The organism is Streptomyces sp. SID8352, from assembly GCF_009862265.1.
Classification (GTDB): domain Bacteria; phylum Actinomycetota; class Actinomycetes; order Streptomycetales; family Streptomycetaceae; genus Streptomyces.
The window spans coordinates 47901-71851 of the sequence record NZ_WWGX01000035.1 but is presented as its reverse complement, the minus strand read 5'-3'; the positions used below and the strand labels follow the sequence as shown (position 1 = coordinate 71851).

Below are 23951 nucleotides of genomic sequence, written 5' to 3'. Positions count from 1 at the left end.
GGTGCCCGCCTTCCCGCCCGGTGTTCCGGTGGCGCCCCGGTGGTGCCCCGGTGGTCGGTTCCGGTGATTCCTGGAGGTCGAGAGCAGTGCTGCGCGCCCAGCCCCTTCCCCAGCTGCTGTGCCTGCCGCACGCGGGCGGCAGCGCGGTGATGTTCCATCCGTGGCGCGCCCGGTTCGCCGCCGCCGCCCGGGTGGTGCCGGTGGAACTGCCCGGGCACGGGCGGCGGCGTGCCGAGCCCCCCGTCCGGGACTTCGGCGTCCTGGTGGACCTGCTGGCGGGCGAGCTGGCCGCGGTGGTCGACGGCCCGTACGTGCTGTTCGGGCACAGCTTCGGCAGCCTGGTGGCCGCCGCGCTGGCCCGCGGGCTGCCCGGCCGGGCCGGTCACGCGCCCCTGGCGCTGGCGGTCTCCGGCCGCGACGGCCCGTGCGTCCCGCACCCCCGGGCGCCGCTGCACGACGCGCCCGCCGATGAGCTGCTGCGCGGTCTGCGGGCCCTCCAGGGCACCCTGCCCGCCGTGGAGCGGAACCCGGAGCTGCTGGAGGTCTTCCTGCCGCCGCTGCGCGCCGACCTGGAGATGGCCGAGACCCACCGGTGGGCCGGGCCCGCGCCGCTGGCGTGTCCGGTGCAGGTGGTGGCCGGCGATCTGGACCCGCTCGTGGACGGGGCGGGGCTGGCCGCCTGGCAGCGCGAGACGACGGGGCCGTGCCGGGTGGCGCGGGTCCGCGGCGGCCACATGATCCTCGACTCCCCCGAACTGCACCGCTGTCTGGACGGCCTGCTGGCCCGCACCGCGCCGGCCGCCGGGCGCGGCGCCCCCGCCTCATCCCCGAACCCCCAGGAGACATCGTGGACTTCCAACTGAGCGCGGAGCAGTCCGCCCGCCGCGACCGCGTCCTGCGGCAGGTCGCCGAGGCGTTCCCCGCCGGGCGCCCGCCGGGCTTCGCCCGTGAGGACTGGCGCACGATGGGCGAACTGGGCCTGCTCGGCACCTGTCTGCCCGCCGAGTACGGCGGCGGCGGGCTGGGCGCGCTGGACACCGCCCTGGTGATCGAGGCGTTCGGACGGGCGTGCACCGACACCGGTCTGGTCTTCGCCGCGAGCGCGCACCAGTTCGCCTGCTCGGTGCCCGTCGCGGCGTACGGCACGGACGCGGTCCGCAAGGGCCGGCTGCCGGACCTGGTCTCGGGGGCGGCCGTCGCGGGCAACGCCATGACGGAGCCGGAGTCCGGGTCCGACGTCTCCCGCCTGCGGGTGACGGCTCGTCAGGTACCGGGCGGGTGGGTCCTGGACGGCACCAAGAGCTTCGTCAGCAACGGCCCCGTCTGCGACCTCCTGGTCACCTACGCCACCAGCGACCCGGACCTGGGGCATCTGGGGCAGACCGCCTTCCTGGTCGACGCGTCCGCGCCCGGCGTCCGCCGCAGCGGGCCCTTCGACAAGATGGGCCTCTGGTCCTGCCGGGCCGGGTCGGTGGACTTCGAGGAGTGCTTCGTTCCCGACGAGCAGGTGCTGGGGCAGCCGGGGGCGGGCGCGGCGGTCTTCCAGGCGTCGATGGGCTGGGAACGGGCCTGCCTGTTCGCCGGGTACGTCGGCCTGCTGGACCGGCTGGTCGAACGGTGCGTCCGCTTCGCCCGCGAGCGCCGCCAGTCCGGCCGGCCGATCGGCTCGTTCCAGGCGGTCTCGCACCGCATCGTGGACATGCGGCTGCGGCTGGAGGGCGCCCGGCTGCTGCTGTACCGGGCGTGCGCGGAGATGGACCGGGGAGAGCGCGCGGTACTGCCCGTGGCGCTGGCCAAACTCGCCGTCTCGGAGGCCGCGGTGGCCGGTGCCCTGGACGCGGTGCGGGTCTTCGGCGGGCGCGGCTACCTCGCCGACGACGGCATCGAGGCCATGCTGCGCGACTCGGTGCCGGCCGTGCTGTTCTCGGGCACCTCGGAGATGCAGAAGGAGATCGCGGCCAGGGAGCTGGGACTGTGAGGCTGTACGAACCGGTCGTCGACGCGGCGCGCAGGACACCGCACGCCCTGGCCGTGGACGCGCCCGACGGGCGGCTGGACTACGCCGCCCTGGACCGGCTGGCCGGCCGCTACGCCGCCGCGCTCACCGCCCGCGGTGCGCGTCCCGGTGACCGCGTGGTGCTGTGGGCGGCCAAGAGCCTGCACGGGGTGGCGCTGATGCAGGGCTGCCTGCGGGCGGGGGTGCTGTACGTGCCGGTGTCCTCGGCCAACCCGCCCCCGCGCGTGGCCCGGATCGCCGCGGCCTGCACGGCGGTGCTGGTGGTCACCGACGAGGAGGGTGCCGAGGCCGCGGCCGACGCCGGGGACCAGGCCCCGCCGTGCACCACCTTCGGGGAGCTGCTCGCCGGCGCGGAGGGGGTGCCGGTGCCCGAGCCGGTGACCGGGTCGCCGGACGACGCGGCGTACATCCTGTTCACCTCCGGCTCCACGGGGGACCCGAAGGGGGTGTGCCTGAGCCACCGCAACGCGCTGTCGTTCGTGCGGTGGGCCGTCGGGGAGCTGGGCATCGGGCCGCACGACCGGCTCTCCAACCACGCGCCGTTCAACTTCGACCTGTCGGTGTTCGACCTGTACGCGGCGTTCCTGGCCGGGGCGAGCGTCCATCTGGTGCCCGAGCACCTGGCCTACGCCCCGGCGCAGCTGCTGGGGTTCGTCACCGACCACGAGCTGACCGTCTGGTACTCGGTGCCGTCCGCGCTGACGCTGCTGATGACGCGCGGCGGGCTGCTGGAGCGGCCCGCGCCGCCGTCCCTGCGGGTGTGCGTCTTCGCCGGTGAGCCGTTCCCGCCCGTGCCGCTGCGCCGGCTGCGGGGCGCCTGGCCGCGTGTGCGGCTGTTCAACTGGTACGGGCCCACCGAGACCAATGTGTGCACCTCCCACGAGGTGCGCGACGCGGACCTGGCGACCGGGCGGGCGCTGCCCATCGGCACCGCCTGTTCCGGCGACACCCTGCACCTGGGCGAGCCGGAGCCGGGGCGGCGCGGGCGCGAGCTGCTGGTCTCGGGGCCGACCGTCATGCTGGGCTACTGGGGCGCTCCGCCGCAGCACGGCCCGTACGCCACCGGTGATCTGGTCGAGGCGGACGGCGAGGGGCTGCTGGAGTACCTGGGCCGGCGCGACCAGATGGTGAAGATCCGCGGGAACCGGGTGGAACTCGGCGAGATCGAGGCGGCGCTGGGGCTCCATCCGCGGGTGCGCGAGGTGGCGGTGCTGGTGGACGGCGAGGGCGTGGAGGCGCGGCTGCACGCCGTGGTCGTCCCGGAGCCGGACGCCGGGCCGGACCTCCTGGACCTCAAGCGGTGGAGCGCGCAGCGGCTGCCGTCCTACATGATGCTGGACTCCCTGAGCCTGGTGGGCGAACTGCCGCGCACCGACAACGGCAAGACGGACCGGCGCGTGCTGGGACAGGCGCTGCGGCCGCAGGGCCCACCGCGCTGACCGGCGGCGCCGCCGGCGGGTACGGCGCCGCTCCCCCGCCCGGCCGGACGGGCCCCTCACGCCCGGCCGGGCGGCCCCAGATGCCCGGCCGGGCGATGCCCCTTCCCCCGTGCCCGGCCGGGCGCGCGGCCCCTTCATGTCCGGCCGGGCGGCGTCTCTCCCCTCCGTGCCCGGCCGGGCGGCGCGTCTCCCGTCCGCGCCCGGCCGGGCGCCCGCGCCCTGCCGCGCCGCTCCCCCGCGCCCGGCCGGACGGCGCCCCTCTCCGCGTCCGGCCGGGCCGTTCGCCTCCTCCCCCACCGGGCCGCGTGGTGCCGTTCGCCCCTGCCCGGCCGGGCGGCTCCCCCGCGCCCGGCCGGGCGGCGCGTCCGCTTCCCCGACGCGCGATGCCGCTCTCCCCCCGGGTGGGGTGGCGCGGTGCCGCTCGCCGGCTCCCGGCCGCGCGGTCACCCCGCGCGCCGGTGCGGTGGCCTTCCTCCGTGTGCCGGGCGGCCGGAGTGTGTTCCCGCCAGCCGGTGGGGACGCGCCCCGGGGGGTGCGCCGGGGGCGGGCGCGGTGGCCTCCGGGGGCCGCGCCGGGTCCGCGGCCGGGGTGCCGGGGCCGCGTCCGGGGTGTCGCCGTCTACCGGCGGGTGACGGGGCGGGCGGCGTCCCCCTCGCACGGCCGTCGGCAGGAGCGGTCCTTCACCGTGCCGCCGGGCGGGGCGGCCGGGAGTCCGCCCTTCCCCCGGTGCCGGGGCGCTCCGGGGCGTCCCGGCCGCCGCGCGGGGCGCCCGGCGGCGGGGAGAGGGCGGTGACCTGCCGGGAGTCGCGTTCCGGGGCGGCGCAACCCCCGAAAGGAGGAACGCCCGGCGGGCCGCCGGGGTCGTTCTTTCGGTGCGGTTCTCGTCCCGACGGACTTACCGGGCGCGGCGGGCGTGCGGGAGTTTTCATCCCAACTGCTGTTACCAGCAGGGCACCCGAGTGAGCAGAGTTTGAGTCCGCGGTGTGCCGCCACGCCGCGCCGCCCGGCCGCCCCACGAGGGCGGCGGGTCCGCGCGGCCCTCGCCGCCGCGGCCGCCCTCCCCCGCTCCCCTCCAGGCAGGAGTCCCGATGTCCGTGTGGTTCCGAGACCTACCGCCCGACTGCGTGGCGCTGGCCGACGTGGCGATCGCCGTCCTCGCGGGCGCGGCGCTCATCCGGGCCACCCGCCGGCTGCGCCAGCCCGCCGTGGTCTGGGAGATCGCCACCGGCATCATGCTGGGGCCCAGTCTGCTGGGACTGCTCCCCGGCGATCTGGACACCTACCTCTTCCCGATGGCCCAGCGCCCCACGCTCACCGCGATGTCCGAGCTGGGCCTGCTGTTCTTCATGTTCCTGGCGGGCTGGGAGATGAACCCCCGGCTGCTGCGCAGCGGCCGGTCGGCGGTGGCGACCACGGCGCTGTCGGCGATGGCCGTGCCGTTCGTGATGGGCGCCGGCCTGGCCCTCCTCCTCGCCGGTGACCACCGGGGGCAGACCCCGACCTCCACCTTCGTCCTCTACTTCGGCACCACGATGGCGATCACCGCCTTCCCCGTGCTGGCCCGCATCCTGCACGACACGGGCCTGGGCCGCACCCAGGCCGGCGTCCTGTCCCTGACCTGCGCGGCGATCGGTGACGGCATCGCCTGGTGCCTGCTGATCGTGGTCGTCGCCGTGGCCTCGGCGGACGGGGCGGGCCAGGTGTGGCAGACGCTGCTGATGGCCGCGGTCCTGGGCGCGGTGCTCTTCGGCCTGGTGCGGCCGCTGCTGGCGCGCTGGGCGGCCCGGACCGAGCGGGACGAGGCGGCGGGGAAGGAGGGGCCGGGCGGCAGCCGGGCGTTCCTGCTCGCCGGTTCCTTCGCGCTGCTGTGCGGCTGTGCCACGGCATGGATCGGCATCCACCCGATCCTGGGCGCGTTCGCCGCCGGCCTGGTGATGCCGCGCACCGTCGGCCCGCGCACGCGCGAGGCCGTGGAGGTGCCGCTCGCCCGGGTCAGCGCCCTGCTCCTGCCGGTGTACTTCATCGTCACGGGCCTGTCGGTCGACCTCAAGGCGATCGGCTGGACGGGGGCCTGGGAGCTGTGCCTGATCATGGTGGTCGCGGTGGCGGGCAAGCTCCTCGGCTCGGTGATCCCCGCCCGGTCCTTCGGGGTGCCCTGGCGGGAGGCGGGCGCGCTGGGCATCCTGATGAACACCCGGGGCCTGACCGAACTCGTCGTCCTGGGCATCGGCCACGACCTCGGGGTCATCGACGACCAGCTCTTCTCGATCATGGTGATCATGGCGCTGCTCACCACGGCGATGGCGGGCCCGCTGCTCCGCCTGATCGGCGTCAGGGCACCCGGGGTCCCCGACTCCCCCGCCGGGGCCGACGGCACCCCGGCCCTGTCGGGCTCGTCCCGGAACTAGGGTCTTTCGTTTGGATCGGGCCGGGGTCCGCGAGCCCGGCATGGTCCGAACGAGAGGCCCCAGGCATGCAGGCACGGGGCTGCCCCGCCCCCGCTTCTCCGGGGCGGGGCGGCCCCGTGTCCGCCCCGCCCCGGGCATGAGGCCCACGGTTTCCGGGGGTTCCGGAAGTTCCCGGGACCCCCCTGTCCCGGCCGGGGCCGGGGCCGGGGCGAGAGCCGGGGCCGGACCGAGGGGCGGGCCGAGGGCCCGGGGCGGGGGCGGGGCCGCTTGCCCCGGGGGGGTGTTTCGCGCCATTCCCGGGAAATGCCCCCCATCGCGATGTGAGGCACGTCACCATGACGGGCGCACTCCTGTTCGTATCGGTCCGTCGGTCAACCGGTCAGAAGGAGCCCCCTCATGTCCCACGCCGTCCCCCCGTCCCCCGTGGTCGTCGAGAACCCGGACATCGCGTTCTCCAGCGCCCCGCAGCGCGCGCCGCTGCGGCATCTGGGCAGGCCCTCCCTGCGCACCTCGGTCTCCGGCACCCGGCGGCGCGCCCGCGGCGAGGCGCCCCGGGTCCTGCTCGTCGTCCCCTCGTACACGCGGGTCGTGGAGCCCTCTCCCGAGGGCAGCAGCTTCCGGGCGCTGGGCCTGGACACCTTCGAGGTCATGAAGCGGGCCGGGACCCCGATCGGGCTGCTGCGCATCGCGGCCAACGCGCGCCTGGCCGGGTTCGAGGTCCGCATCGTCGACTCGCCCTTCGCCGGCTGGGAGCAGGAGCGGCGGCTGGTCGGCCTGGGCGGCGGCTCCAGCCTGGTCCGCTACGGTCTCGACGACGCGCAGTTGCGGGCGGTCGTCGAGGAGTTCGACCCGGACGTCGTCGGCGTCCAGTGCATCTACACGGTCCAGTGGGGCAACGCGCGGGCCCTGGCCGACCTGGTCAAGGACATCGACCCGGGGATCGTGACGGTCACCGGCGGCGCCCACCCCAGCGGGGACTGGCGGTACGCGGTGCCGGACTCCCCCTTCGACCACGTCGTCATCAACGAGGCCGACCAGACCTTCACGGCGCTGCTGCGGGCGCTGACCGAGGAGGGCGGCGACATCGACGCGGTGCCCGGCGTCGCCTACCGGCGGGCCGACCTGGCCGTGGTGCGGACCACCGCCAGGTCGCCGTACATGCGCATCCTGCCCAAGCGGCAGGGGCTGGACCAGCGGCTCGGCATGATGCCGCTGCCGGACTTCGGGATGCTGGACATGAGCCAGTACCGGCAGGGCTACCACTCGTCGGGCAGGCGGGTGCGCGACCACGGCTCCTGGGCGCAGATCTTCTCGACCATCGGCTGCAACGTGGGCTGCGACTTCTGCTACATCCCGATGGTGAACGGGCCCTGGCGGGCGCTGGGCACCGACTGGTTCGACCTGCACCTGGGCGAGCTGACCCGGCAGGGGGTGACCGAGGTGCTGATCGAGGACGACCACCTGCTGCACGATCCGCTGTACGCGATGCGCGTCTTCGAGCTGCTGCGCAAGCACGACCTGCCGTGGGTGGAGGAGGGCGGCCTGAGCCTGTTCAACCTCGTGCTGCTGCACCTGGGCGAGTCGTTCGCCGCCGGGATGGACGAGGCCGAGCGGCGCAACCCCAACTTCCGCAACATCCTGGCCGCGATGCGTTCCGGGCTGACCTGCCGCGACCTGATCAGGGCGATGGCCGACGGCGGCTGCTACAGCGTCTACCTCGCCGTGGAGAGCGCCAACGAGGACAGCCTCGAACAGTCCGGCAAGCCCCGTCTGAACGCGTTCCAGCAGGCGACCGGCGAGATCGTGGAGATGTTCACGGAGTACGGCATCCAGGTCACCGGCGGTTTCATGCTCGGCTTCGTCAACCCGCCGGCGCGGCCCGGGGACGAGCCGTACATCGAGTCGCTGGAGCAGATCGAGAGGACCATCGACTACGCGGTCACGCTGATGGGCCACGGCATGGCGTACGCCAACCCGTTCATCGTCACCCCACTGCCGGGCACCCGGATGTGGGACTTCCAGAAGGACTACGTCGTGCGCCACTACGACAACGGCTGGTCGCACGAGAAGGCGACGATGGCGACGGAGAAGTGGTCCGCGGAGGACATCGAGCGCATGCGGCTGGAGCTGCTGGTGCGGGCCAACGGCGCCGACCGGGTGACCGAGATGGTCCGCCGCGGGACCTGGCCCGTGGACGCCTGAGCGGCGGGCGCGGCGCTCCGCCGTGCCCGGTTCAGCCCCGGCGGAGCGCCGTGCGCAGCGCGTCCGCCGAGGCGAGCACGGCACCGCCGGTGACCAGCACGCAGGCGGCGGCGACGGGCCAGCTCGCGTCGGCCCGTCCCGTCGCGATCAGCAGGGCGGTGGACAGCAGCGGGGCGAAGTACGACAGGGTGCCCAGGAGCCGGATGTCGCCGTGCTTGGTGCCGCGGTCCCAGAGGTAGAACGCGCCGCCGACCGGTCCCAGGCCCAGCGCGAGCACCGCGAGCCACTGGCCGGGGCCGGGCCGGACCGTGTCCTCGAACCGCAGGTGGCACAGGGCGGCGAGGACGGCGGTGGCCAGGCAGAAGAACGCCACCGCGTCCGTCGGGACCTTCGGGTGGCGCCGGTTGGCCACCGAGTACGCCGACCAGAGCACCGCGCAGACGGCGGCCGCCGCGTACCCGGGCAGGTACTGTCCGCGCAGCTGGACGCCGTGGCCCCCGGTGACCAGCAGGAAGGTGCCGCCGAGCCCGAGGACCGCGCCCGCCGAGTGCCGCCAGCGCAGCCGTTCGCCGGGCAGCAGGGCGGAGAGGACCACGATCAGCAGCGGCCAGAGGTAGGCGATCAGTCCGGCGTCGACCGCGGGGGCGTTGCGCAGGGCCACGAAGTAGAAGAAGTGGTAGCCGAACAGGCCGCCGACGCCGAGGGCCCAGGCCCCGGGGGGCACCGCGCGCGCGAGCGCCGCGCCGCCGCGCAGCGCCCGGGGCAGTCCGAGCAGGCCGCCCACGGCGAACGCCATCGCGGTGAGCTGGAACGGCGGGATCCGCCCGGTCAGGGTGGTGAACAGGGCCAGCGACGCCCACAGCAGCACCGCCCCGGCGCCGGTCCCGGTCGCCCTGAGCCGGCCCGCCGGGCGCGCCGCGGCGCCGTGTCCGGTCCCCGGTGCCAGGGCGCCGGCCGGCGCCTCCTGAGCGTCCACATGCCCTCCAGCCCACCGCCGGTCCATGACGGTCCGTCATTCCTCGGTCGCACAGGGGCATCGTAGGGAGGCGGGGCGCCCGTACCCGTGCTTTCCGGTCAACGGGCGGGGCGGACGGGACCCGTGCGCCGGGCGGGCCGGGGGGTGCGGTAGGAAGGGACCCATCCGCAGAACCGGGAAGCAGGCATGACGGAGCAACCGCGGCACGGCCGGCGCGACGTGATCAAGGTCAATCAGGTGTGCGGCGTCCGCGAGGCGCGGTGGGTGCGCGGCGCCGACATCCTCGGGGTCTGCCTGGGCGACGGCGGGCGCACGGTGACCGCGGAGGGGTTCCGGGAGATCAGGCGGGCGGTGTCCGCGCCCCTCGCCCTCTCCGTCGACGCGTCGGCGGGCGTGTCCGACGCGGACCTGCCGGGCCTGGTGCGCTCGCTGGGGCCGGACTACTACGAGTTCACCCCGCCCGACCCGGAGAAGGCGGAGGCGTTCGAGGCGCGGCTCGCGCTCGTGCGCCGCGTGGGCCTGCCGGGCATCGCCAACGGGTTCTTCCTGCTGGAGGACGAGGTGTCCCTGGTGCGCTCGGCACCGCACCTGGACCGCCTGGCCGCGGCCGGGGTGCGGTACTTCCAGGTGGAGGCGGACTCGCTGCTCGGTCCCCGCGGCACGATCTCCGCGGGGACCCGGCGGCTGGCCGCGGACCTGTTCGGCCGGTACCCGTTCCTCGTCAACGACCGGTTCGGCCACCTGGACTCTCCCCTCGACGTCCAACAGAGCGGGCTGTACCTGAACATCGGCGGCCGGGGCGTGCGGAACTACGACCTCTCCGAGCGGTCCTACGCCCTGCCGGCGGCCGTGCGGCTGCTGAGGTCCGCGGGGCGCTGAGTCCGGCCGGGCCGTGCGGCGCCGACGGCGCCGCCCCGGCCCCCTCGCCCCGGCCCCTCGCCCGGTCCGGGTCCCGCCCCGCCGCACAGGAGCCGGGGCGGGGCGGCCGCACAGCGGGGGCACCGGCACTGGACGGGACCGCCCCGTTTCAGGAGAACACCGGCATGGTCTCCGGTGCGGTCCGGCGCCGGCGTCCCTTCTCGGCCAGTCCCACGAGGTGGGTCAGCGGCACCGTGACGACGACGTAGATCACCGCGAGAGCGGTCATCACCGGAAGGACCTCGTACGTACGGTCCATCTCCGAGCGGCCGGTGTGGAGGAGTTCGGGCAGCCCCACGGCGGAGGCGATCGCGGTGAGCTTCATCAGGGCCACGTACATGTTCAGCCCCGGGGCGAGCAGCGGCTGCAGGATCTGCGGGAGCACCACGTGGCGGTAGACCTGGGGGTGGGACAGTCCGAGGGACTGCCCCGCCTCCCGCTGCCGGACGGACACCAGGTCGAGGGTGCCGCGCACCGCCTCGGCGGCGAAGCCGGCCTGGGTGAGGCCGAGGGCGACGACCGTGGCGTAGAACGGCGGCATGTCCACCCCGTAGTCGGGAAGGCCGAAGAACAGCAGGTAGATCGCCAGTACCTCGGGGGTTCCCCGCAGCACCGTGCAGACGAGGAACTGGGTCTCGCGCACGGCGCGGAACCTGGACCCGCCGGCCAGCCCGAGCGCCATGCCGAGGGTGCCGCCGACCAGCCACGCACAGGCGCTCACCGAGAGGGTGACCGGAAGGGCGTCGACGATCAGGTCGAGGTAGATGTCCATGCCTTCTCCCTGGATGGCGCGGTGGGCCGGCTGTCGGGGGCGGGTGCCGTCCCTGCGGCGGGGCGCCGCCGGGGCCTGTACCGGCGGCCGGTCCGGTGCCGGGAGACGGCGCGGGTCAGGTAGGCCACCGGTACGGTCAGGGCCAGGTAGAAGACGGCGACGAGGAGGTAGACCTGGAGCGGCTGGAAGGTCTCGACGACCAGCCGGGTCGCGTACATGGTCAGTTCCGGGACGGTGATCAGCGAGGCGAGCGCGCTGCCCTTGATGATGTAGATGATCCCGTTGGCGGTCTGCGGTGCCGCGGGCCCCGTCACCTGCGGGATGATCACGTGGCGCAGGGCCTGCAGTCGTGTCAGCCCGAGGCTCGCCGCGGCCCGCCACTGGCCGATCCGCACGGAGCGGATCAGGCTCCGGTAGACCTCGGCGAGGTAGGCCGACTCGTTGAGCACCAGTCCGAGCACCGCCAGCCCGAAGGCACTGACGCCGATCTTCTCGAAGTGCGGGCCGAGTCCGAAGTAGAGGCCGGCGAGGAGCACGGGCAGGGGGATGCTGCGGAACGTCTCCACGTAGGCCCTGGTCAGCCCCCGCACAATCCTTCGTTCGCTGAGCCGTCCCACGGCGATCGGCACGGCGAGAACGATGGTCGCCGCCGAGCTCAGCGCGATGAGCGCGAGGGTGGTCGCCAGCCCGTTGGCCAGAAAGCCGATCCATCTCAGTTCCACGGATGCCTCCCTGTTCGCTGTGCACCGTCCCGGAGGGGCGGTCCGGGGATCATCCGCACCGCTGGGCGGGGCGGTCCGCCGAGGGCAGGTACTCGGCTCCGCCGACACCCCACCGGTCGAGTTCCTTCTTCCACTGGCCGGACTTGATCAGGTCGTCCAGCACCGCGTCCACGGCGTCCGCGAGTTCCTTGTTGTCGCACCGGACGTACTGGTGGGTCGGTGAGACCAGGATGTTGGCCGGCAGGCCGAGCTCTCCCTTCTGCAGGGGGTGCAGGGTGAGTTCGGGGTGTTCCCTGATGATGCCGGGTGCTGTGCCGGTGGAGCCCATGAAGGCCGCGACCTGCTTGTTCAGGGTGGCCTTGGCCGCTTCCGCGTACGAGGGGAAGAGCTTCACGTTCGACTCGCCGTACTCCTTGATCAGATAGTCGTTGTAGGTGTAGCCGGTCACGGAGGCGACGGGCTTGCCCTTCAGCGAGTCGGGTCCGGACCATTCGGCGCTCTTGAGCATCAGGGCGCCCAGCCGGTCGTTGATGTTCGGCCGGGTGTAGAAGACCTGCTCGGCCCGCTTGTCCGTGTAGTACGTCCCGGTGCCGATGTCGGCCTTGCCCTGGGAGACGAAGAGCACCTGGGAGGCGAATTCGGTGGGCATCAGCTTCAGCTTCAGCCCTTCCTTCTCCGCCAGCTTGGTGATCAGGTACCCCTCGTAGCCGGCGAGGCCGCCGCCCTCCCCCGTGGCGATCTTCGGCAGGTAGTTCTCGGAGTAGGTGACCGTGAGGTAGCCCTTCTGGGCGGTCTTGAAGGGTGTGTCGCCGCCCGACGTCCCGCCGGAGGACCCGGCTCCCGCGCAGGCCGTCGCCGTCAGGGCGAGGACGACCAGGCCGGCGAGGGCGGGAACGGCCGTCCGGCGGCGGGCCGTGGAGCGGGTCACGGGGCTTCTTCGGTTCATGGTGGGTCCTTCGGTGTCGGTGGGACGGGGACGGGGGGAAGGGACGGGCCGTCCCGCCGGGTCGCGGGGACGGTGTGCCGCGCGGAGGGCGGCGGGTTCACCTCCGGCCGGCCGGTCCGAGGAAGTCGGCCGGTCTCCAGGCGGTCGAGGTGATCTCGGGGCGCAGCCGTTCGTAACGGGGGTGGCGGCGGCCGCGCTGCCATGCCGGGTCGTCCCGGAAGCGCTGCCATCCCTCGGCCATCGCCTGCGTGTCGCTCCAGTGCACGGCGTACAGGAAGTCGCCGGCCGCACCGGTGCGGGCCGGGGTCCATGCCCCGGCGACACGGAACCCGTGGGCGGCGAACAGGGGGGCCGCCAGGTGGCGGAAGCGGTGCTCCAGGTCGGGGGCGTCGTCGGGCGCGCAGCGGTAGCGCCGGTATTCGGTGATCATGACGGCTCCTTCGGACCGGCCGGGTCGCTCGGCACGCCTGCGAACAGCACCTGTTCGGGCAGCAGGCCCGCCAGTTCGCCGGTGTCCACCTGTGTGGGGTCCCGTTCCAGTACGACCAGGTCGGCCCGCTTGCCGGGTTCCAGCGAGCCGCGGGTGTCCGCGACCCCCAGGGCCTCGGCGGCGAACCGGGTGTGCATGGCCAGCGCCTCGGTGACGGAGACGGCCTCGGCCGGTGCCACCGGCTGTCCGGTGCAGGACATCCGGCCGACAGCGCACTGCACCCCGAACATGGGGTTGAACTGGAGCAGTTCCGAGCCGGCTCCGTCGGAGCTGGAGGCGACGCTCATGCCCTGGTCGAGCAGGGACCGGAAGGGGAACAGGTTGTCGGCCGCGTAGTCACCCAGGTACTCGGGGAGGAAGCTGCCCATCGTCCAGATGAACCCGGCCTGCGGCACGATCACGGCGCCGGCCTCGGCCCAGCGCTCCGCCGTCTCCGGGTGGGTGAGGACGTTCCCGCCGTGTTCCAGGCGGAGTCCGGGCCGGGGTCCGGTGGCCCCGGCGCGGGCGAGGACGGACGCCCGGCACAGTTCCCACTGCGCACGTTCCCCGTTGGCGTGCGCGGCCACCTGCAGGCCGGCCTCGTCGGTGTCGCGTACGAGGTCCACCAGCTCGGACCGGCTGTAGGCCATGCGGCCCCGTGACGACGGGTCGGAGCGGTAGGGCTTGAGGACGGCCGCGCCGGCCGCCGAGAAGCCGCCGTCCACGAAGATCTTGACTCCGGCGACCTCGAAGGAGCCCGTGCGGGGGAATCCTCCCGCGTGCTGCCGGTCGCAGGTCGCCCGCACGCTCATCGTGCCCGGTGACCAGACGAAGGCCCGCACCTGTTGCGGTACTTCCCCGCCCGCCGCGTCCGCGAGCAGTTCCATGCCCTGGACCGTGTTGGTGATCTCCCCGATGGTGGTGACGCCGTGCCGGGTGAGCTGGCTGTGCGCGGTCGCCGCGGTGGCCCGGCGCAGTTCGTCCGGTGTCATGGCGGGGATGGGCAGGGCGTAGTACAGCTCGTGCAGGATGCCGGTCCAGCGGCCGGTTCCGTCCGTGTGGATGTGCGCGTCGCCGGTGGTGGGCAGGCCGTGTTCCCGGGCGAGGTCCAGGGCCACGGAGTTGAGCACGGTGACGTGCGCTCCGAACCGCACCGCTATCGGAAAGCGTGTGGAGACCTTGTCGAGGTCGTCGCGGGTGGGCAGCCGGCCGTCGGTGAAGCGCCGGTCGGCGAACAGTCCCCCCTGGCCGATCAGCCAGCCTCCGCGCTGCTCGCGGAGGTGGCGGTGGTCGTGGAGCTGTGCGACCAGTTCGCCGATGGACCCGCACGGCGGGGTGTGGCAGTCGACCGTGCCCCAGAGCGCGGCGGCGCTCATCTCCAGGTGCACGTGGGGGTCCACGAATCCGGGCAGTACGGGTTTGTCCCCCAGGTCGAAGACGGTGGCCCCCACCGACTGCGGCGGTTCGCCCTCGGTGACGCCGAGGATGCGGCCGTCGCGGACGTGCAGCCAGCCGTCCACGACGCGGTGCGCGTGGTCCATGGTGAAGATGCGGGACGACCGCAGGCCGAACTCCGTCGGCCACGCGCCGTTCACCGTGAGTGTGGAGGTCATACGGGCTCCCCGATGATGCTGACGACGGACAGGTATTCGCTGAGCCCCTCGGCCGCGTTCTCCCGGCCGTAGCCGGAGTGCTTGGTCCCGCCGAAGGGTGCGGCCGGGTGCGAGACCGAGGGGTGGTTGACCGCGATCAGGCCGGTGTCGAGCCCGGCCGCGACCGCGGCCGTTTCACCGGGAGCCGTGCCGTAGACGTATCCGGCCAGACCGTATTCGGTGTCGTTCGCGATACGAATCGCTTCCGGCAGATCGCGGTAGGTGAGGACGGGGAGCACCGGGCCGAAGATCTCCTCCCGCGCTATCGGCCAGTGCGGCTCGGCCCCCAGTACCAGGGCGGGGCGCACGAAGTGCCCCTGCTCCGGCGGCTCGGCCCGGGACCGTACCACGCGGGCGCCGCGGGCCTTCGCGTCGGCGACGAGGCCGTCGATGCGCGCGGCGGCCTGTGCGCTGATGAGCGGTCCCAGGAGGGGCGACTCCTCGTCCAGGCTCCAGCCCGTGCGGATGTTCTCGAACCGCTCGGCCAGCAGGGCGGTCAGGTCGCCGGCGTCCGGCGGGAGCAGCAGCCGGTTCGGCGCGGTGCACGCCTGGCCGTTGTTGGCCGTCTTGGCGGCGAGCAGGCCGTCCGCGGTGGCCCCGGCGTCGTGCCGGGGGCAGACGACGAAGGGGGCGTTGCCGCCGAGTTCGAGGGAGATCCGCTGGAGCTGGCCCTCGGTGGCGTGCAGTACGCTCCGGCCGACCGTGGTCGATCCGGTGAAGGACATCTTGCGCAGCCGGGGGTCGGCGGTCAGTGCGGCGACCAGTTCGGCGGACCGTGTGGTGGGCAGTACCGACACGGTTCCCGCGGGCGCTCCCGCCGTGTCGAGGTCGCGTCCCAGGAGCAGGGCGGAGACCGGGGTGCGCTCGGAGGGTTTGAGGATCACCGGGCAGCCGGCGAGCAGGGCGGAGGCCACTTTGCGGGCGGCCAGCGACAGGGGGAAGTTCCAGGGGGTGATCGCCAGGACCGGGCCGACCGGGCGGCGCCGCACCGTGACGGACGGTGCGCGCCGTTCGCCCTCGTCCGGCGCCATCCGTTCGGCGGCGTCGGCCAGCGCCTGCAGAGTGGTGACGGCGAACGCCGTCTCGCGGCGGGCTTCCGCCATCGGCTTGCCCGCTTCGACGGCGATCGCGGTCGCATAGCGGTCCGCGCCGCCGTCGATCCGGTCGGCAAGGCGCCGCACCAGCGCCGCTCGCGTCGTGACCGGCTGAGCGGACCAGGAGGGGAAGCACTTCCAGGCGGCGTCGAGCGCGAGGCGTGCCTCCTGCGGGCCGGCCTGCGCGCAGGTCCACCGCGTCGCGGGGTGGCCGGGGGCGCTGACCCAGAACGGCGCGGACCCGGCGGGCTCGTGCGGGCGGCCCGCGAGGACGAGCCGGCGGCACTCCTGTGCCAGTTCGGCGCGGATCCCGTCCAGGTCACGGTGTTCGGCGGGGGTCACCGGGCCGGCTCCTCACTCGTTGCGGGCTTTCGCGCGGTGTCTTCCTCCGCCGCCGTTTCCTCCACGGCGGAGCGCAGCAGGGCGATGCCCCGTCCCCCGGTGGCCCATCCCGCGTACACGGCGGTGTGCACGGCCAGTTCGTAGAGATCGTCGGCGGGGATGCCGTCCCGGATGCCCGCGCGGAGGTGGAAGGCCGCGGCCGAGTCGGCGCCGGAGGCGGTCAGCAGCGCGATGGTCACCAGGCGCCGTTCACGGGTGGTCAGACCGGTCCGGGACCAGATCCGGTCGAAGACGATCTCGCGGGTGAGTGCGCTCCAGTCGCCGTTCCAGTCGGCTTCCCGCGCGGCGGGGCGGTCCGCGGTCATGGCAGGAACCTCGCTCTCCAGTAGGCCAGGGGGTCCCCGTCGGACACCGAGACCCATACCGGCGTGCCGAGCACGATCACGTGGTCACCGCCCTCGTACCGTTCCCGGACGACCAGTTCCGCCTGTGCCACGGCCGCCGGGCTGACCGCCAGGCCGGACGGCAGCCGCACCATGTCCACCTGTTCGAAGGCGTCCTGACCGGGCCGGGCGAAGGCCAGTGCGGTGCGGGCGGCCTGGGGGTCCCGGGCGAGCAGGCTCACCGCGAACCGTCCGGTGCGCTCGATGGCCCGCAGGGTCGTCGACCTCTGGTCCAGGCACACCATCAGCAGGGGTGGGTCGAGGCTCACACTGGCCAGCGAGCTGACGGTGCACCCGTAGTCGTCGCCGTCGTCGTGCGCGGTGGTCACCGCGACCCCGGTCAGGAATGATCCGGCGAGTTGCTTGAACTCATGGGCGGTCGCCTCCGGCTCGGCGGCCGGGGCGCAGGCGTGCCTGCTGTCACCGGACAGGGGCATGACCGACATGGCCGTCAGCCTCCTCACGCGCTGTCCCGTCCGCCGGGCTCCCGTTCGTCCCGCCGTTGACCGCGCGCAGAGCGGATCCGAACGCGGTGATCGTCTCCAGGGTGGATTCGCGGGACGCGTTCGCCACCAGATTGAGGTTGATCAGGTCCACTCCGGCATCGCGGTAGCGACGCAGCTTCTGCTCTATTTCCGCGCGGGTGCCGATGAAGAGGCGGTCGCGCAGTTCATCCACCGTGGGCTCGTTTTCCTGGGGCGCCGGGAGGACCCGGCCGAGGGGGTCGGCGTTCTGTGTGAAATCGTGGAGCTGGGCATGGATGCGCCAGCCCTCCAGAACGTTCTCGATACGCCTTTCCGTCTCCCGGTCGTCCTGTGTGAGAAAGGCGTAGCGGGTGACTCCCAGCCTGGTGTCGTCCCGGCCGGACTGGGCCTTCCCGCGGTGAAACGCCCCGGCGACGTCGCGCATGTGGTCGTCGTCCCAGAAGAACAGGGAGTTGAGGACGTCGTAACCGCGGCGGGCCGCGTCCTCCACGCCCGCCGGGTGCTGCACGCCCATCCACACCGGGGGCATCGGCCGCTGCACGGGGCGGGGCCACACGTACACGTCGTCGAAGGAGGCGAAGCGCCCGGAGTGGCTGGACGGCCCGTCCTCGGTGCGCAGCAGCCGTTCGACGGCTTCCAGGTTCTCGATGAAGTGCTCACGGCTGTCCTGGAAGGGCAGGCCGAACTTCTCGAACTCGTAGCGGTAGGCGCCTCGTGCGACGCCGAGGTCGAGCCGTCCGCCCAGGGCGTGGTCGGCCGCGGAGATCTCACCCGCGAGCTGCACGGGCTGGTGGAAGGGGAGCACGACGACCGCGGTGCCCACCCGGCACCGGACGTGCTGCCCGACGTGCACGGCGGTGAGCAGGGCCGAGGGGGAGGGAAGGAACTGCACGAGGTGGTGTTCCGGCGTCCAGACCCGGGTGAAGCCGCTCTCGTCGGCCCGGACGGCGTACTCGACCATGCGCCCGAAGAGGCCGTCGAGGTGCTCGTCGGAATTTACTTGGTAGGAAAGGAAAAGCCCGAGTTCCATGTGCGTCCAATGACTACGATTCTGGGTCCGCGTCGCGATATGGCGCGGAAGGGCCGACTGGATTTTCCGGGAAGCCGGACCGGCATGTCCGAACGGAATGCCCTATGGTTCCGGTCCGTTCCGGGGAAATCTGTCGGTGTGCGACACGGATGACGCTACCGCTCTCCCCCGCGGCATTCCTTCCTTTGTTTCCGACGATTTTTTCGGTTTGCCTGCTGCTTTTGCTACAGGTGTTTTCCGCCGGGGGTGCCGGACGCCTCGACCATGCGCATGAGGCGGCATGCGAGGGCCAGGGAGAAGCGTTCGTCGGGATCCTTGAGATCCACGCCCAGGACTTCGGTGATGCGGTCCAGCCGGTACCGCAGGGTCGACACGTGCACGCACAGCGCCCGGGCGGTCTCCTGGAAACGCGCCGAGCACTGGAGGAAGACCTCCAGGGTCCCGACGAGCGAGCCGGAGTGCTCGGTGTCGTAGCGGCGCAGTTCGCCGAGCCGGGCCTCGACGAACCGGTTCGCCTCTCCGTCCCGGCAGGCGCTGAGCAGGAACGCCAGCGCGCCGAACCCCTCGTAGGCGATGACGTCCCCGCCGCCGGCGACGCCGGCCAGGGTGAGCGTCTCGCACTCGGCCCACATGCGCGCCCCGTCCGCCGGCACCTCCCCCGGCGCGCTCATCGCCACCGTCAGCGCCGTTCCGATCCCGGCGACTCCGTGCAGCATCCCGCGGATCGCGGCGACCGCCTCACGGTGGTCGTCACCGGTGTCCGGCAGCACCATCACCACGCTGCTGTCCACCCATCCCACGACGACTCCGCTCACCCGCCGGGACCGCAGGACGCTGTGCACGTCGCTGAGCACACGGCGCAGGTCCGTGTCGACCGGTGACCGGGCCGAGATCCGCACCACCCGGCAGCGTACGGGCGGCGGCAGCCCGAGAGCGGCCAGCCGCACTCGCAGCGCCAGCGGGTCGGAAGGGGAGCGCCGGACCAGTTCGGCCAGCGCCGTGTCCGTCTCCTTGTCCTGGGCGGCGGTGGCCAGCAGCGACCGCCCCACCACTATTCCGACAGCGACGTTGACCAGCGAGTCCAGCGCGGTCTCCACCCTGGTCACCGCACCGCGGCGCAGCACGCACGCCCACAGGCGCCGCTCGGACCCGGGCAGCAGTTCGGTGACCTTCACCCGCACCGGTGGCGGGACGTCCGGGGACGCGCCGTGTCCCCGTGTGCCCTGCTGCCGCCGGATCTCGTCCCGGGCCAGGGCCGCGTAGTCCGCGGCGCCCTTCCCGGGCGGCGGCCAGCTCTGCCCGGCGGCCACGAACATCGGCGCGAGATTGTGGTGGGCCACGACGATGGCGACGTCCAGCGTGTCCGCGACGGCGGCGAGGATCTCCTCGCCGTCCCGGCCCTCCAGGGTGGCGGCCAGCCCGGTGCGCAGCGTGGCGGTGGCGCGCACCAGTTCGGCTATGTTGCGCTGTTCGTCGGCGACTTTGCCCGCGTTGGCCAGGGCGACCGAGGACAGGTCGGCCACGGCTTCCAGGAACGCCAGCGCCCGGTCGCCGACCTGGCCGGCGGTGCGGCGCTGGACCGCGAGCACCAGGGGACGACCGTCCAGGTACGGTTCCCGAAGCGGCAGGAGGACGCCGCACCGGTATCCGCGTCTGCGGGCGTCGTCGGCGTAGAAGCGGTAGGGCGACTGCTGTGCGTCGTCCACGACGATCGGGCCGGTGCCGCCGATGAGATCGCGTGCCGGGATCCCCTCGATCGGCCAGATCCGCTGCTGGCTGTCGCCCGAGTAGGTGAGCCGGTCCTCGCGGGCGATCACTTCGGCGACCCCGGCCGGCACGTCCAGCGCGGTGACCCAGCACAGCTGCCACTCGGTGAACGCCGACACCGCCGAGACGATCGCGTCCAGAACCGCGCTCAGCTCCAGGTTGGAGTTGACCGTCGCGGCGATGCGGCGCAGTGCCTCGACCTCGTGATCTCCCGGTACCGGTCCGGGCCCCAGGGGCCCGGACGGGTGCTCCTCCGGGGACGGCACGGCGTCACACTGCCTGGCTCGACTGGGCGACGGACTGGAGGAACCGCTTGGTCCGCGGGTGCCGCGGCGCCTCGAAGACCTGGTCGACGGGCCCGGCCTCGGCGATCTCCCCCCGGTCCATCACCACGACCCGGGACGCCACATCACGCGCGAACCGCATCTCATGGGTCACCACGATCATGGTGGCCCCGGTGGCGGCGAGCTCCCGCATGATCCCCAGCACCTCACCGACCATCTCCGGGTCGAGGGCGGAGGTCGGCTCGTCGAAGAGCAGCACCTCCGGCTCCACCGCCATCGCCCGGGCAATGCTCACCCGCTGCTGCTGCCCGCCCGAGAGCGTGGCGGGCCGCGCCTGGGCGAACGCGCCCAGGCCGACGCGTTCGAGCAGGACCCGCGCCCGGTGCAGGGCTTCTTCCTTGCCGAGGCCGCTCACCCTGATCGGGGCCAGGGCCACGTTCTGCTCAGCGCTGAGGTGCGGGAACAGTTCGAAGCTCTGGAAGACCATCGCGGTGCGGCTGCGCAGTTCGCGAAGCGCCGTGGAGCGCCGGCCGCCCCGGGGGAGGGGGTGGTAGCGCGTGCCGCCGAGGCGGACTTCCCCGGTGTCGGGTATTTCCAGCAGGTTGCAGCAGCGGAGCAGCGTGGACTTCCCGGAACCGCTCGGCCCGATGACGCACACGTTCTCTCCGGCCGCGACGTCCAGGTCGACGTCCTTCAGCACCTGGGAGGCACCGAAGCTCTTGCCGACTCCGCGCAGACTCACCACGGCCTGGGAATTTTCCATTTTGCGCCTTTCTCTGCCGGTCCTCACCGAGGCCGGACTTGGCGACGCCCGCCACAACGGGGGCACACGGGGGGCGGGGCAGCAGACCCGGCCGCGCTGTTCCCGTCACTGTAGGCAGCGCCCCGCTCCGGGTCGTGCTCCGGTTCGGAGGATACTGAGGTGCTCCGGTCCTACGAAGGACAGGAACGGACCGGGGTTCGCGGCCGCTTCCGGACGCGGGCGGCGGCGGTAGCGGCACAACACGCCCGGCCGCCGTGCGGGGCGCGGGCCCGGGTGCTCCGGCAGCGGTCCGCCAAAACGGGCACCGGCCCGGGTGGCCGCGGGCCCGGGGCGGTGCCTTAGGGTGGCCGTTTCCACGGATGCGGTTCGGGAGTGATGATGGGGCGGGTGGCACGCGGGCGGGCTCGGGCCCGTCTCTGCGGTGCGCTCGCCCTGCTCGTGGCCGTGGTGTCCGTGCTGTGCGTCCTTGGACGCGCGGACCGCTCGGAGCCCTCCGCGCCCCTCTCCGCCAAGGACCGCGTCCACAGTGCCGCCGTCTTCGAACCGCCGGACGCGGGGAGCACTCCCTGCGGCGGGAAGGCGGTCGCCGACCACGGCGCGCAGCGGGCCGAGGGGTCCTCACCGCTGGTGGCGCTGCCCGGCCCCGCCCTGCCGGACGACGGTTGCGCGCCCGGTCCGCCGCGGCGCCCCGGGGTGCTGCCGGGCGGACCGGCTCCGCCGCCCCCGACGACGCTCCACTCCGTTCTGCGGATCTAGGGCCTCTCGTTCGGATCATGCCGGGCTCGCGGGCCCGATCCGAACGAAAGATCCCGGACCGGCCCGTTGGCCGTGTCCCTGAATCCTCGGAAAACGGAGCTGTTCAGCATGTCCTCTTCCCCGCGCTCATGGCGCCGGGCGGGTACGGCACTGCGCGGGTGGCGGTCCCGGCAGTGGACCGTGGCCGGTCTCGGTGCCCTGACCACGGCTGCCCTGGTCGGTGTGCCCACCGCGGTGGTGCCCAGCCCGCTCTTCGGCCGGTCGGTCCCCGTGCAGTGGTGGAACTATCCGGCTCTCGCCGTCACCTCCTTCCTCGCCGGCATCGTCCTGAGCACCTATGTGCGCCGGACCTCGCCCTCTCCCGGGCCGGTGGCCGCTGACAGCACCCGGCTGGGAGCCGTCGGCGGGGTCCTGTCGTTCTTCGCCGTCGGCTGCCCGGTCTGCAACAAACTCGTCCTCCTGTTCCTCGGGACGTCCGGTGCCCTGAGCTACTGGGCCCCTCTGCAGCCGCTGGCGGCCCTCCTCTCGGCGGGGCTGCTGGCGGAAGCCGCGCTGCGCCGACTCTCCTCCCAGACCGTGTGCCCGGCCGCGGCCTCCGTCTGAGCCCGGCCGCCGCGGCCTCCCCTCCCCCTCTTTCCCCCTCTTTGCGCTCCCCTGCCCTCCTCGACATCTGAGGTGCCCCCATGACTGGATCCACCCCCTCCCCGTCCCGCCGCGGCCGCCGGCGGACCGCCGGCGCGGCAGCGGTCCTCGCCGCCGCGGCGGCGACCGCTGTCCTCGCCCTCACCCTCGACGGTCCGGGAAACCGCGGCGGAAGGGCCGACGGGCCCGCGGCCCCGGCCGGGGAGGCCGTCCCCGCGCCCGCCGACGAGAGCGTGCTCGCCCTCGCCCGCCGGGATGCCTCCGACCCACTGGCGACCGGACGGGCGGACGCCCCCGTGGTCATGATCGAGTACTCCGACTTCCAGTGCCCGTTCTGCGGCCGGTTCGCCCGCGGGACCCTGCCCGAACTGCTGCGCTCGTACGTGGACAAGGGCGTCCTGCGCATCGAATGGCGCAGCTTCCCCCTCTTCGGCAAGGAGTCCGAGCAGGCGGCCCTGGCCGCCTGGGCGGCCGGGCGGCAGGGCAGGTTCTGGGAGTTCCACGACATCGCCTACGGCGAGCCGCGTGAGCGCGGTACGGGCGCGTTCGGCGCCGGGAACCTCGTCGCCATGGCCCGCGAGGCGGGAGTCGCCGATATCGGGCGGTTCCGCGCCGACATGGCCTCCGCCGGGGCCCGCGACGCCGTGCGCCGGGACCGGGAGGAGGGCTACGGCCTCGGGGTGAGCAGCACTCCCGCCTTCCTGGTCAACGGCAGGCCGATCCTGGGGGCCCAGCCCACCGCCGTGTTCCGGGAAGCGGTCGAGGCGGCGGCGAAGGCGGCCGGGCGGTGAACGGGACCGGCCTGGCGGTGGCCTTCCTCGGCGGACTGCTGGCCCTGCTCAGTCCGTGCAGCGCGCTGCTGCTGCCGGCCTTCTTCGCCTACTCGTTCACCGGCCGCACCCGGCTGGTGGCGCGTACCTGCCTGTTCTACGCCGGACTGTGCACGACGCTCGTCCCGCTCGGTGTGGCCGGCTCGTTCGCCGGCCGTCTCTTCTACGGTCACCGGGACGTTCTCGTGACCGCGGCGGGATGGACCGTCATCGCCCTGGGGGCGGCGCAGATCGCCGGGCTGGGCTTCGCCTCCCGCCGGATGACACGGGCCGCGGGCGGGCACCGCTCGGGTTCGGCCCTGTCGGTGTTCACCCTGGGCTCGGTGTACGGGCTGGCGGGGTTCTGCGCGGGGCCGATCCTGGGCGGCGTCCTCACCGTGGCCGCGGTGGGCGGCGACCCGTTGCGCGGCGGTGTGCTGCTGGCCGTCTACGCCCTGGGCATGGCCGCTCCGATGTTCGTGCTGGCGTCGCTGTGGGACCGGTTCGATCTGGGCCGCAGGCGCTGGCTGCGGGGCCGGACCTTCTCCGTGGGGCCGGTGGCCCTGCACAGCACGGCTCTTGCCGGCGGGCTGTTCTTCATCGCGCTCGGGGTGGTGTTCCTGGTCTTCGACGGCACGTCCGCACTGCCGCCGGTACTGAGCGCCGATGCCGCGTTCGCCCTGGAGCAACGGCTGTCCGGTGCCGGTGCGGCGGTGTCGGACCGGCTGGTCCTGCTGGTCCTGGCCGGTGCGGCGGCGTCGGCGGCGCTGCTGGTGCTGCTCCGTCCCGCCGGGAGGGGGGACGCGCCGCCGCCGGACACGGAGCCGGCCGCGCACGAGTAGCGCGGTCCCCGCTCGCGCGACCCGCACGCGGCGGAGGAAGGACCCGTCCGAAGTGGGGAGCCCCGGGGGCCCCGCCCGTGCACGGGCGCGGACCGGGGGCGGCGGGCCGCCCGTGCACGGGTGCGGACCGGGGGCGGCGGGCCGCCCGTGCACGGGTGCGGACCGGGGGCGGC

22 protein-coding genes are annotated in these 23951 nt (G+C 73.8%); 10 read left to right on the top strand and 12 right to left on the bottom strand.

Translation table 11 applies throughout. The features are described from left to right. Positions 1-86 precede the first annotated feature (86 nt). The 5 genes from GTY84_RS11845 to GTY84_RS11825 all read left to right on the top strand — a co-directional run bounded on the left by GTY84_RS11845 (position 87) and on the right by GTY84_RS11825 (position 8066). On the top strand, positions 87-863 hold the full coding sequence (locus tag GTY84_RS11845) for an alpha/beta fold hydrolase (protein ID WP_161226144.1): 777 nt from the start codon (positions 87-89) through the stop codon (positions 861-863). Beyond that, positions 848-1978 carry an acyl-CoA dehydrogenase family protein gene (locus GTY84_RS11840; protein ID WP_161226143.1) on the top strand — a complete coding sequence of 377 codons (1131 nt, stop codon included), beginning with the start codon at positions 848-850 and terminating at the stop codon, positions 1976-1978. Before GTY84_RS11845 ends, GTY84_RS11840 begins: the two co-directional genes overlap by 16 nt. Continuing rightward, the gene (locus tag GTY84_RS11835; protein WP_161226142.1) at positions 1975-3456 is read left to right on the top strand and encodes an AMP-binding protein; all 1482 of its coding nucleotides are present in this window, start codon (positions 1975-1977) and stop codon (positions 3454-3456) included. The genes GTY84_RS11840 and GTY84_RS11835 overlap by 4 nt, the downstream gene beginning before the upstream one ends. Before the next feature lie 1088 nt (positions 3457-4544). After that, entirely contained in the window at positions 4545-5864 is a 1320-nt protein-coding gene (locus GTY84_RS11830; RefSeq protein ID WP_161226141.1) for a cation:proton antiporter, read from the top strand. Positions 5865-6260: 396 nt separating this feature from the next. Then, positions 6261-8066 carry a radical SAM protein gene (locus GTY84_RS11825; RefSeq protein WP_161226140.1) on the top strand — a complete coding sequence of 602 codons (1806 nt, stop codon included), beginning with the start codon at positions 6261-6263 and terminating at the stop codon, positions 8064-8066. 31 nt (positions 8067-8097) lie between these two features. Here the strand turns inward: GTY84_RS11825 and GTY84_RS11820 are convergent, their stop codons facing one another. Beyond that, positions 8098-9042: an EamA family transporter gene (locus GTY84_RS11820; RefSeq protein ID WP_345943412.1), complete on the bottom strand. Its 945-nt coding sequence runs from the start codon at positions 9040-9042 to the stop codon at positions 8098-8100. Between the two features lie 186 nt (positions 9043-9228). Here GTY84_RS11820 and GTY84_RS11815 point away from each other — a divergent pair, with 186 nt between their 5' ends. Then, positions 9229-9921: a hypothetical protein gene (locus tag GTY84_RS11815; protein WP_161226138.1), complete on the top strand. Its 693-nt coding sequence runs from the start codon at positions 9229-9231 to the stop codon at positions 9919-9921. Positions 9922-10069: 148 nt separating this feature from the next. Here GTY84_RS11815 and GTY84_RS11810 read toward each other — a convergent pair whose 3' ends face one another. The 11 genes from GTY84_RS11810 to GTY84_RS11760 all read right to left on the bottom strand — a co-directional run bounded on the left by GTY84_RS11810 (position 10070) and on the right by GTY84_RS11760 (position 20729). Further along, entirely contained in the window at positions 10070-10732 is a 663-nt protein-coding gene (locus GTY84_RS11810; RefSeq protein ID WP_161226137.1) for an amino acid ABC transporter permease, read from the bottom strand. After that, positions 10711-11454, bottom strand: coding sequence for an amino acid ABC transporter permease (locus GTY84_RS11805; RefSeq protein ID WP_161226136.1), 744 nt, complete (start codon positions 11452-11454; stop codon positions 10711-10713). The genes GTY84_RS11810 and GTY84_RS11805 overlap by 22 nt, the downstream gene beginning before the upstream one ends. A gap of 49 nt (positions 11455-11503) precedes the next feature. Further along, complete coding sequence (locus GTY84_RS11800) at positions 11504-12400, bottom strand: transporter substrate-binding domain-containing protein (protein WP_161226135.1); 897 nt, start codon at positions 12398-12400, stop codon at positions 11504-11506. A 97-nt stretch (positions 12401-12497) separates the two neighbouring features. Further along, entirely contained in the window at positions 12498-12830 is a 333-nt protein-coding gene (locus GTY84_RS11795) for an NIPSNAP family protein (protein ID WP_161226134.1), read from the bottom strand. Continuing rightward, positions 12827-14482: an amidohydrolase family protein gene (locus GTY84_RS11790; RefSeq protein WP_161226133.1), complete on the bottom strand. Its 1656-nt coding sequence runs from the start codon at positions 14480-14482 to the stop codon at positions 12827-12829. The genes GTY84_RS11795 and GTY84_RS11790 overlap by 4 nt, the downstream gene beginning before the upstream one ends. Continuing rightward, positions 14479-15957: an aldehyde dehydrogenase family protein gene (locus tag GTY84_RS11785; protein ID WP_161226132.1), complete on the bottom strand. Its 1479-nt coding sequence runs from the start codon at positions 15955-15957 to the stop codon at positions 14479-14481. The genes GTY84_RS11790 and GTY84_RS11785 overlap by 4 nt, the downstream gene beginning before the upstream one ends. Beyond that, entirely contained in the window at positions 15954-16322 is a 369-nt protein-coding gene (locus tag GTY84_RS11780) for a carboxymuconolactone decarboxylase family protein (protein WP_161226131.1), read from the bottom strand. Before GTY84_RS11780 ends, GTY84_RS11785 begins: the two co-directional genes overlap by 4 nt. Further along, complete coding sequence (locus tag GTY84_RS11775; protein WP_161226130.1) at positions 16319-16846, bottom strand: flavin reductase family protein; 528 nt, start codon at positions 16844-16846, stop codon at positions 16319-16321. Before GTY84_RS11775 ends, GTY84_RS11780 begins: the two co-directional genes overlap by 4 nt. Then, positions 16821-17915: an LLM class flavin-dependent oxidoreductase gene (locus GTY84_RS11770; RefSeq protein ID WP_161226129.1), complete on the bottom strand. Its 1095-nt coding sequence runs from the start codon at positions 17913-17915 to the stop codon at positions 16821-16823. Before GTY84_RS11770 ends, GTY84_RS11775 begins: the two co-directional genes overlap by 26 nt. A gap of 224 nt (positions 17916-18139) precedes the next feature. Further along, positions 18140-19948 (bottom strand): helix-turn-helix domain-containing protein, encoded by a 1809-nt coding sequence (locus tag GTY84_RS34915; RefSeq protein WP_161226128.1) that lies wholly within the window; start codon positions 19946-19948, stop codon positions 18140-18142. A 4-nt stretch (positions 19949-19952) separates the two neighbouring features. Then, positions 19953-20729 carry an amino acid ABC transporter ATP-binding protein gene (locus GTY84_RS11760; protein ID WP_202550898.1) on the bottom strand — a complete coding sequence of 259 codons (777 nt, stop codon included), beginning with the start codon at positions 20727-20729 and terminating at the stop codon, positions 19953-19955. Between the two features lie 378 nt (positions 20730-21107). On the opposite strand from GTY84_RS11760, the gene GTY84_RS11755 reads away from it, so the two are divergent. The 4 genes from GTY84_RS11755 (at position 21108) to GTY84_RS11740 (ending at position 23778) form a co-directional block, all read left to right on the top strand. Then, positions 21108-21485, top strand: a complete 378-nt coding sequence (locus tag GTY84_RS11755; protein WP_161226127.1) for a hypothetical protein — start codon at positions 21108-21110, stop codon at positions 21483-21485. 108 nt (positions 21486-21593) lie between these two features. Continuing rightward, the gene (locus tag GTY84_RS11750; RefSeq protein WP_161226126.1) at positions 21594-22088 is read left to right on the top strand and encodes a hypothetical protein; all 495 of its coding nucleotides are present in this window, start codon (positions 21594-21596) and stop codon (positions 22086-22088) included. A gap of 80 nt (positions 22089-22168) precedes the next feature. Further along, entirely contained in the window at positions 22169-22918 is a 750-nt protein-coding gene (locus GTY84_RS11745) for a thioredoxin domain-containing protein (RefSeq protein WP_161226125.1), read from the top strand. Beyond that, positions 22915-23778, top strand: a complete 864-nt coding sequence (locus GTY84_RS11740) for a cytochrome c biogenesis CcdA family protein (RefSeq protein WP_161226124.1) — start codon at positions 22915-22917, stop codon at positions 23776-23778. Before GTY84_RS11745 ends, GTY84_RS11740 begins: the two co-directional genes overlap by 4 nt. Positions 23779-23951: the final 173 nt, after the last annotated feature.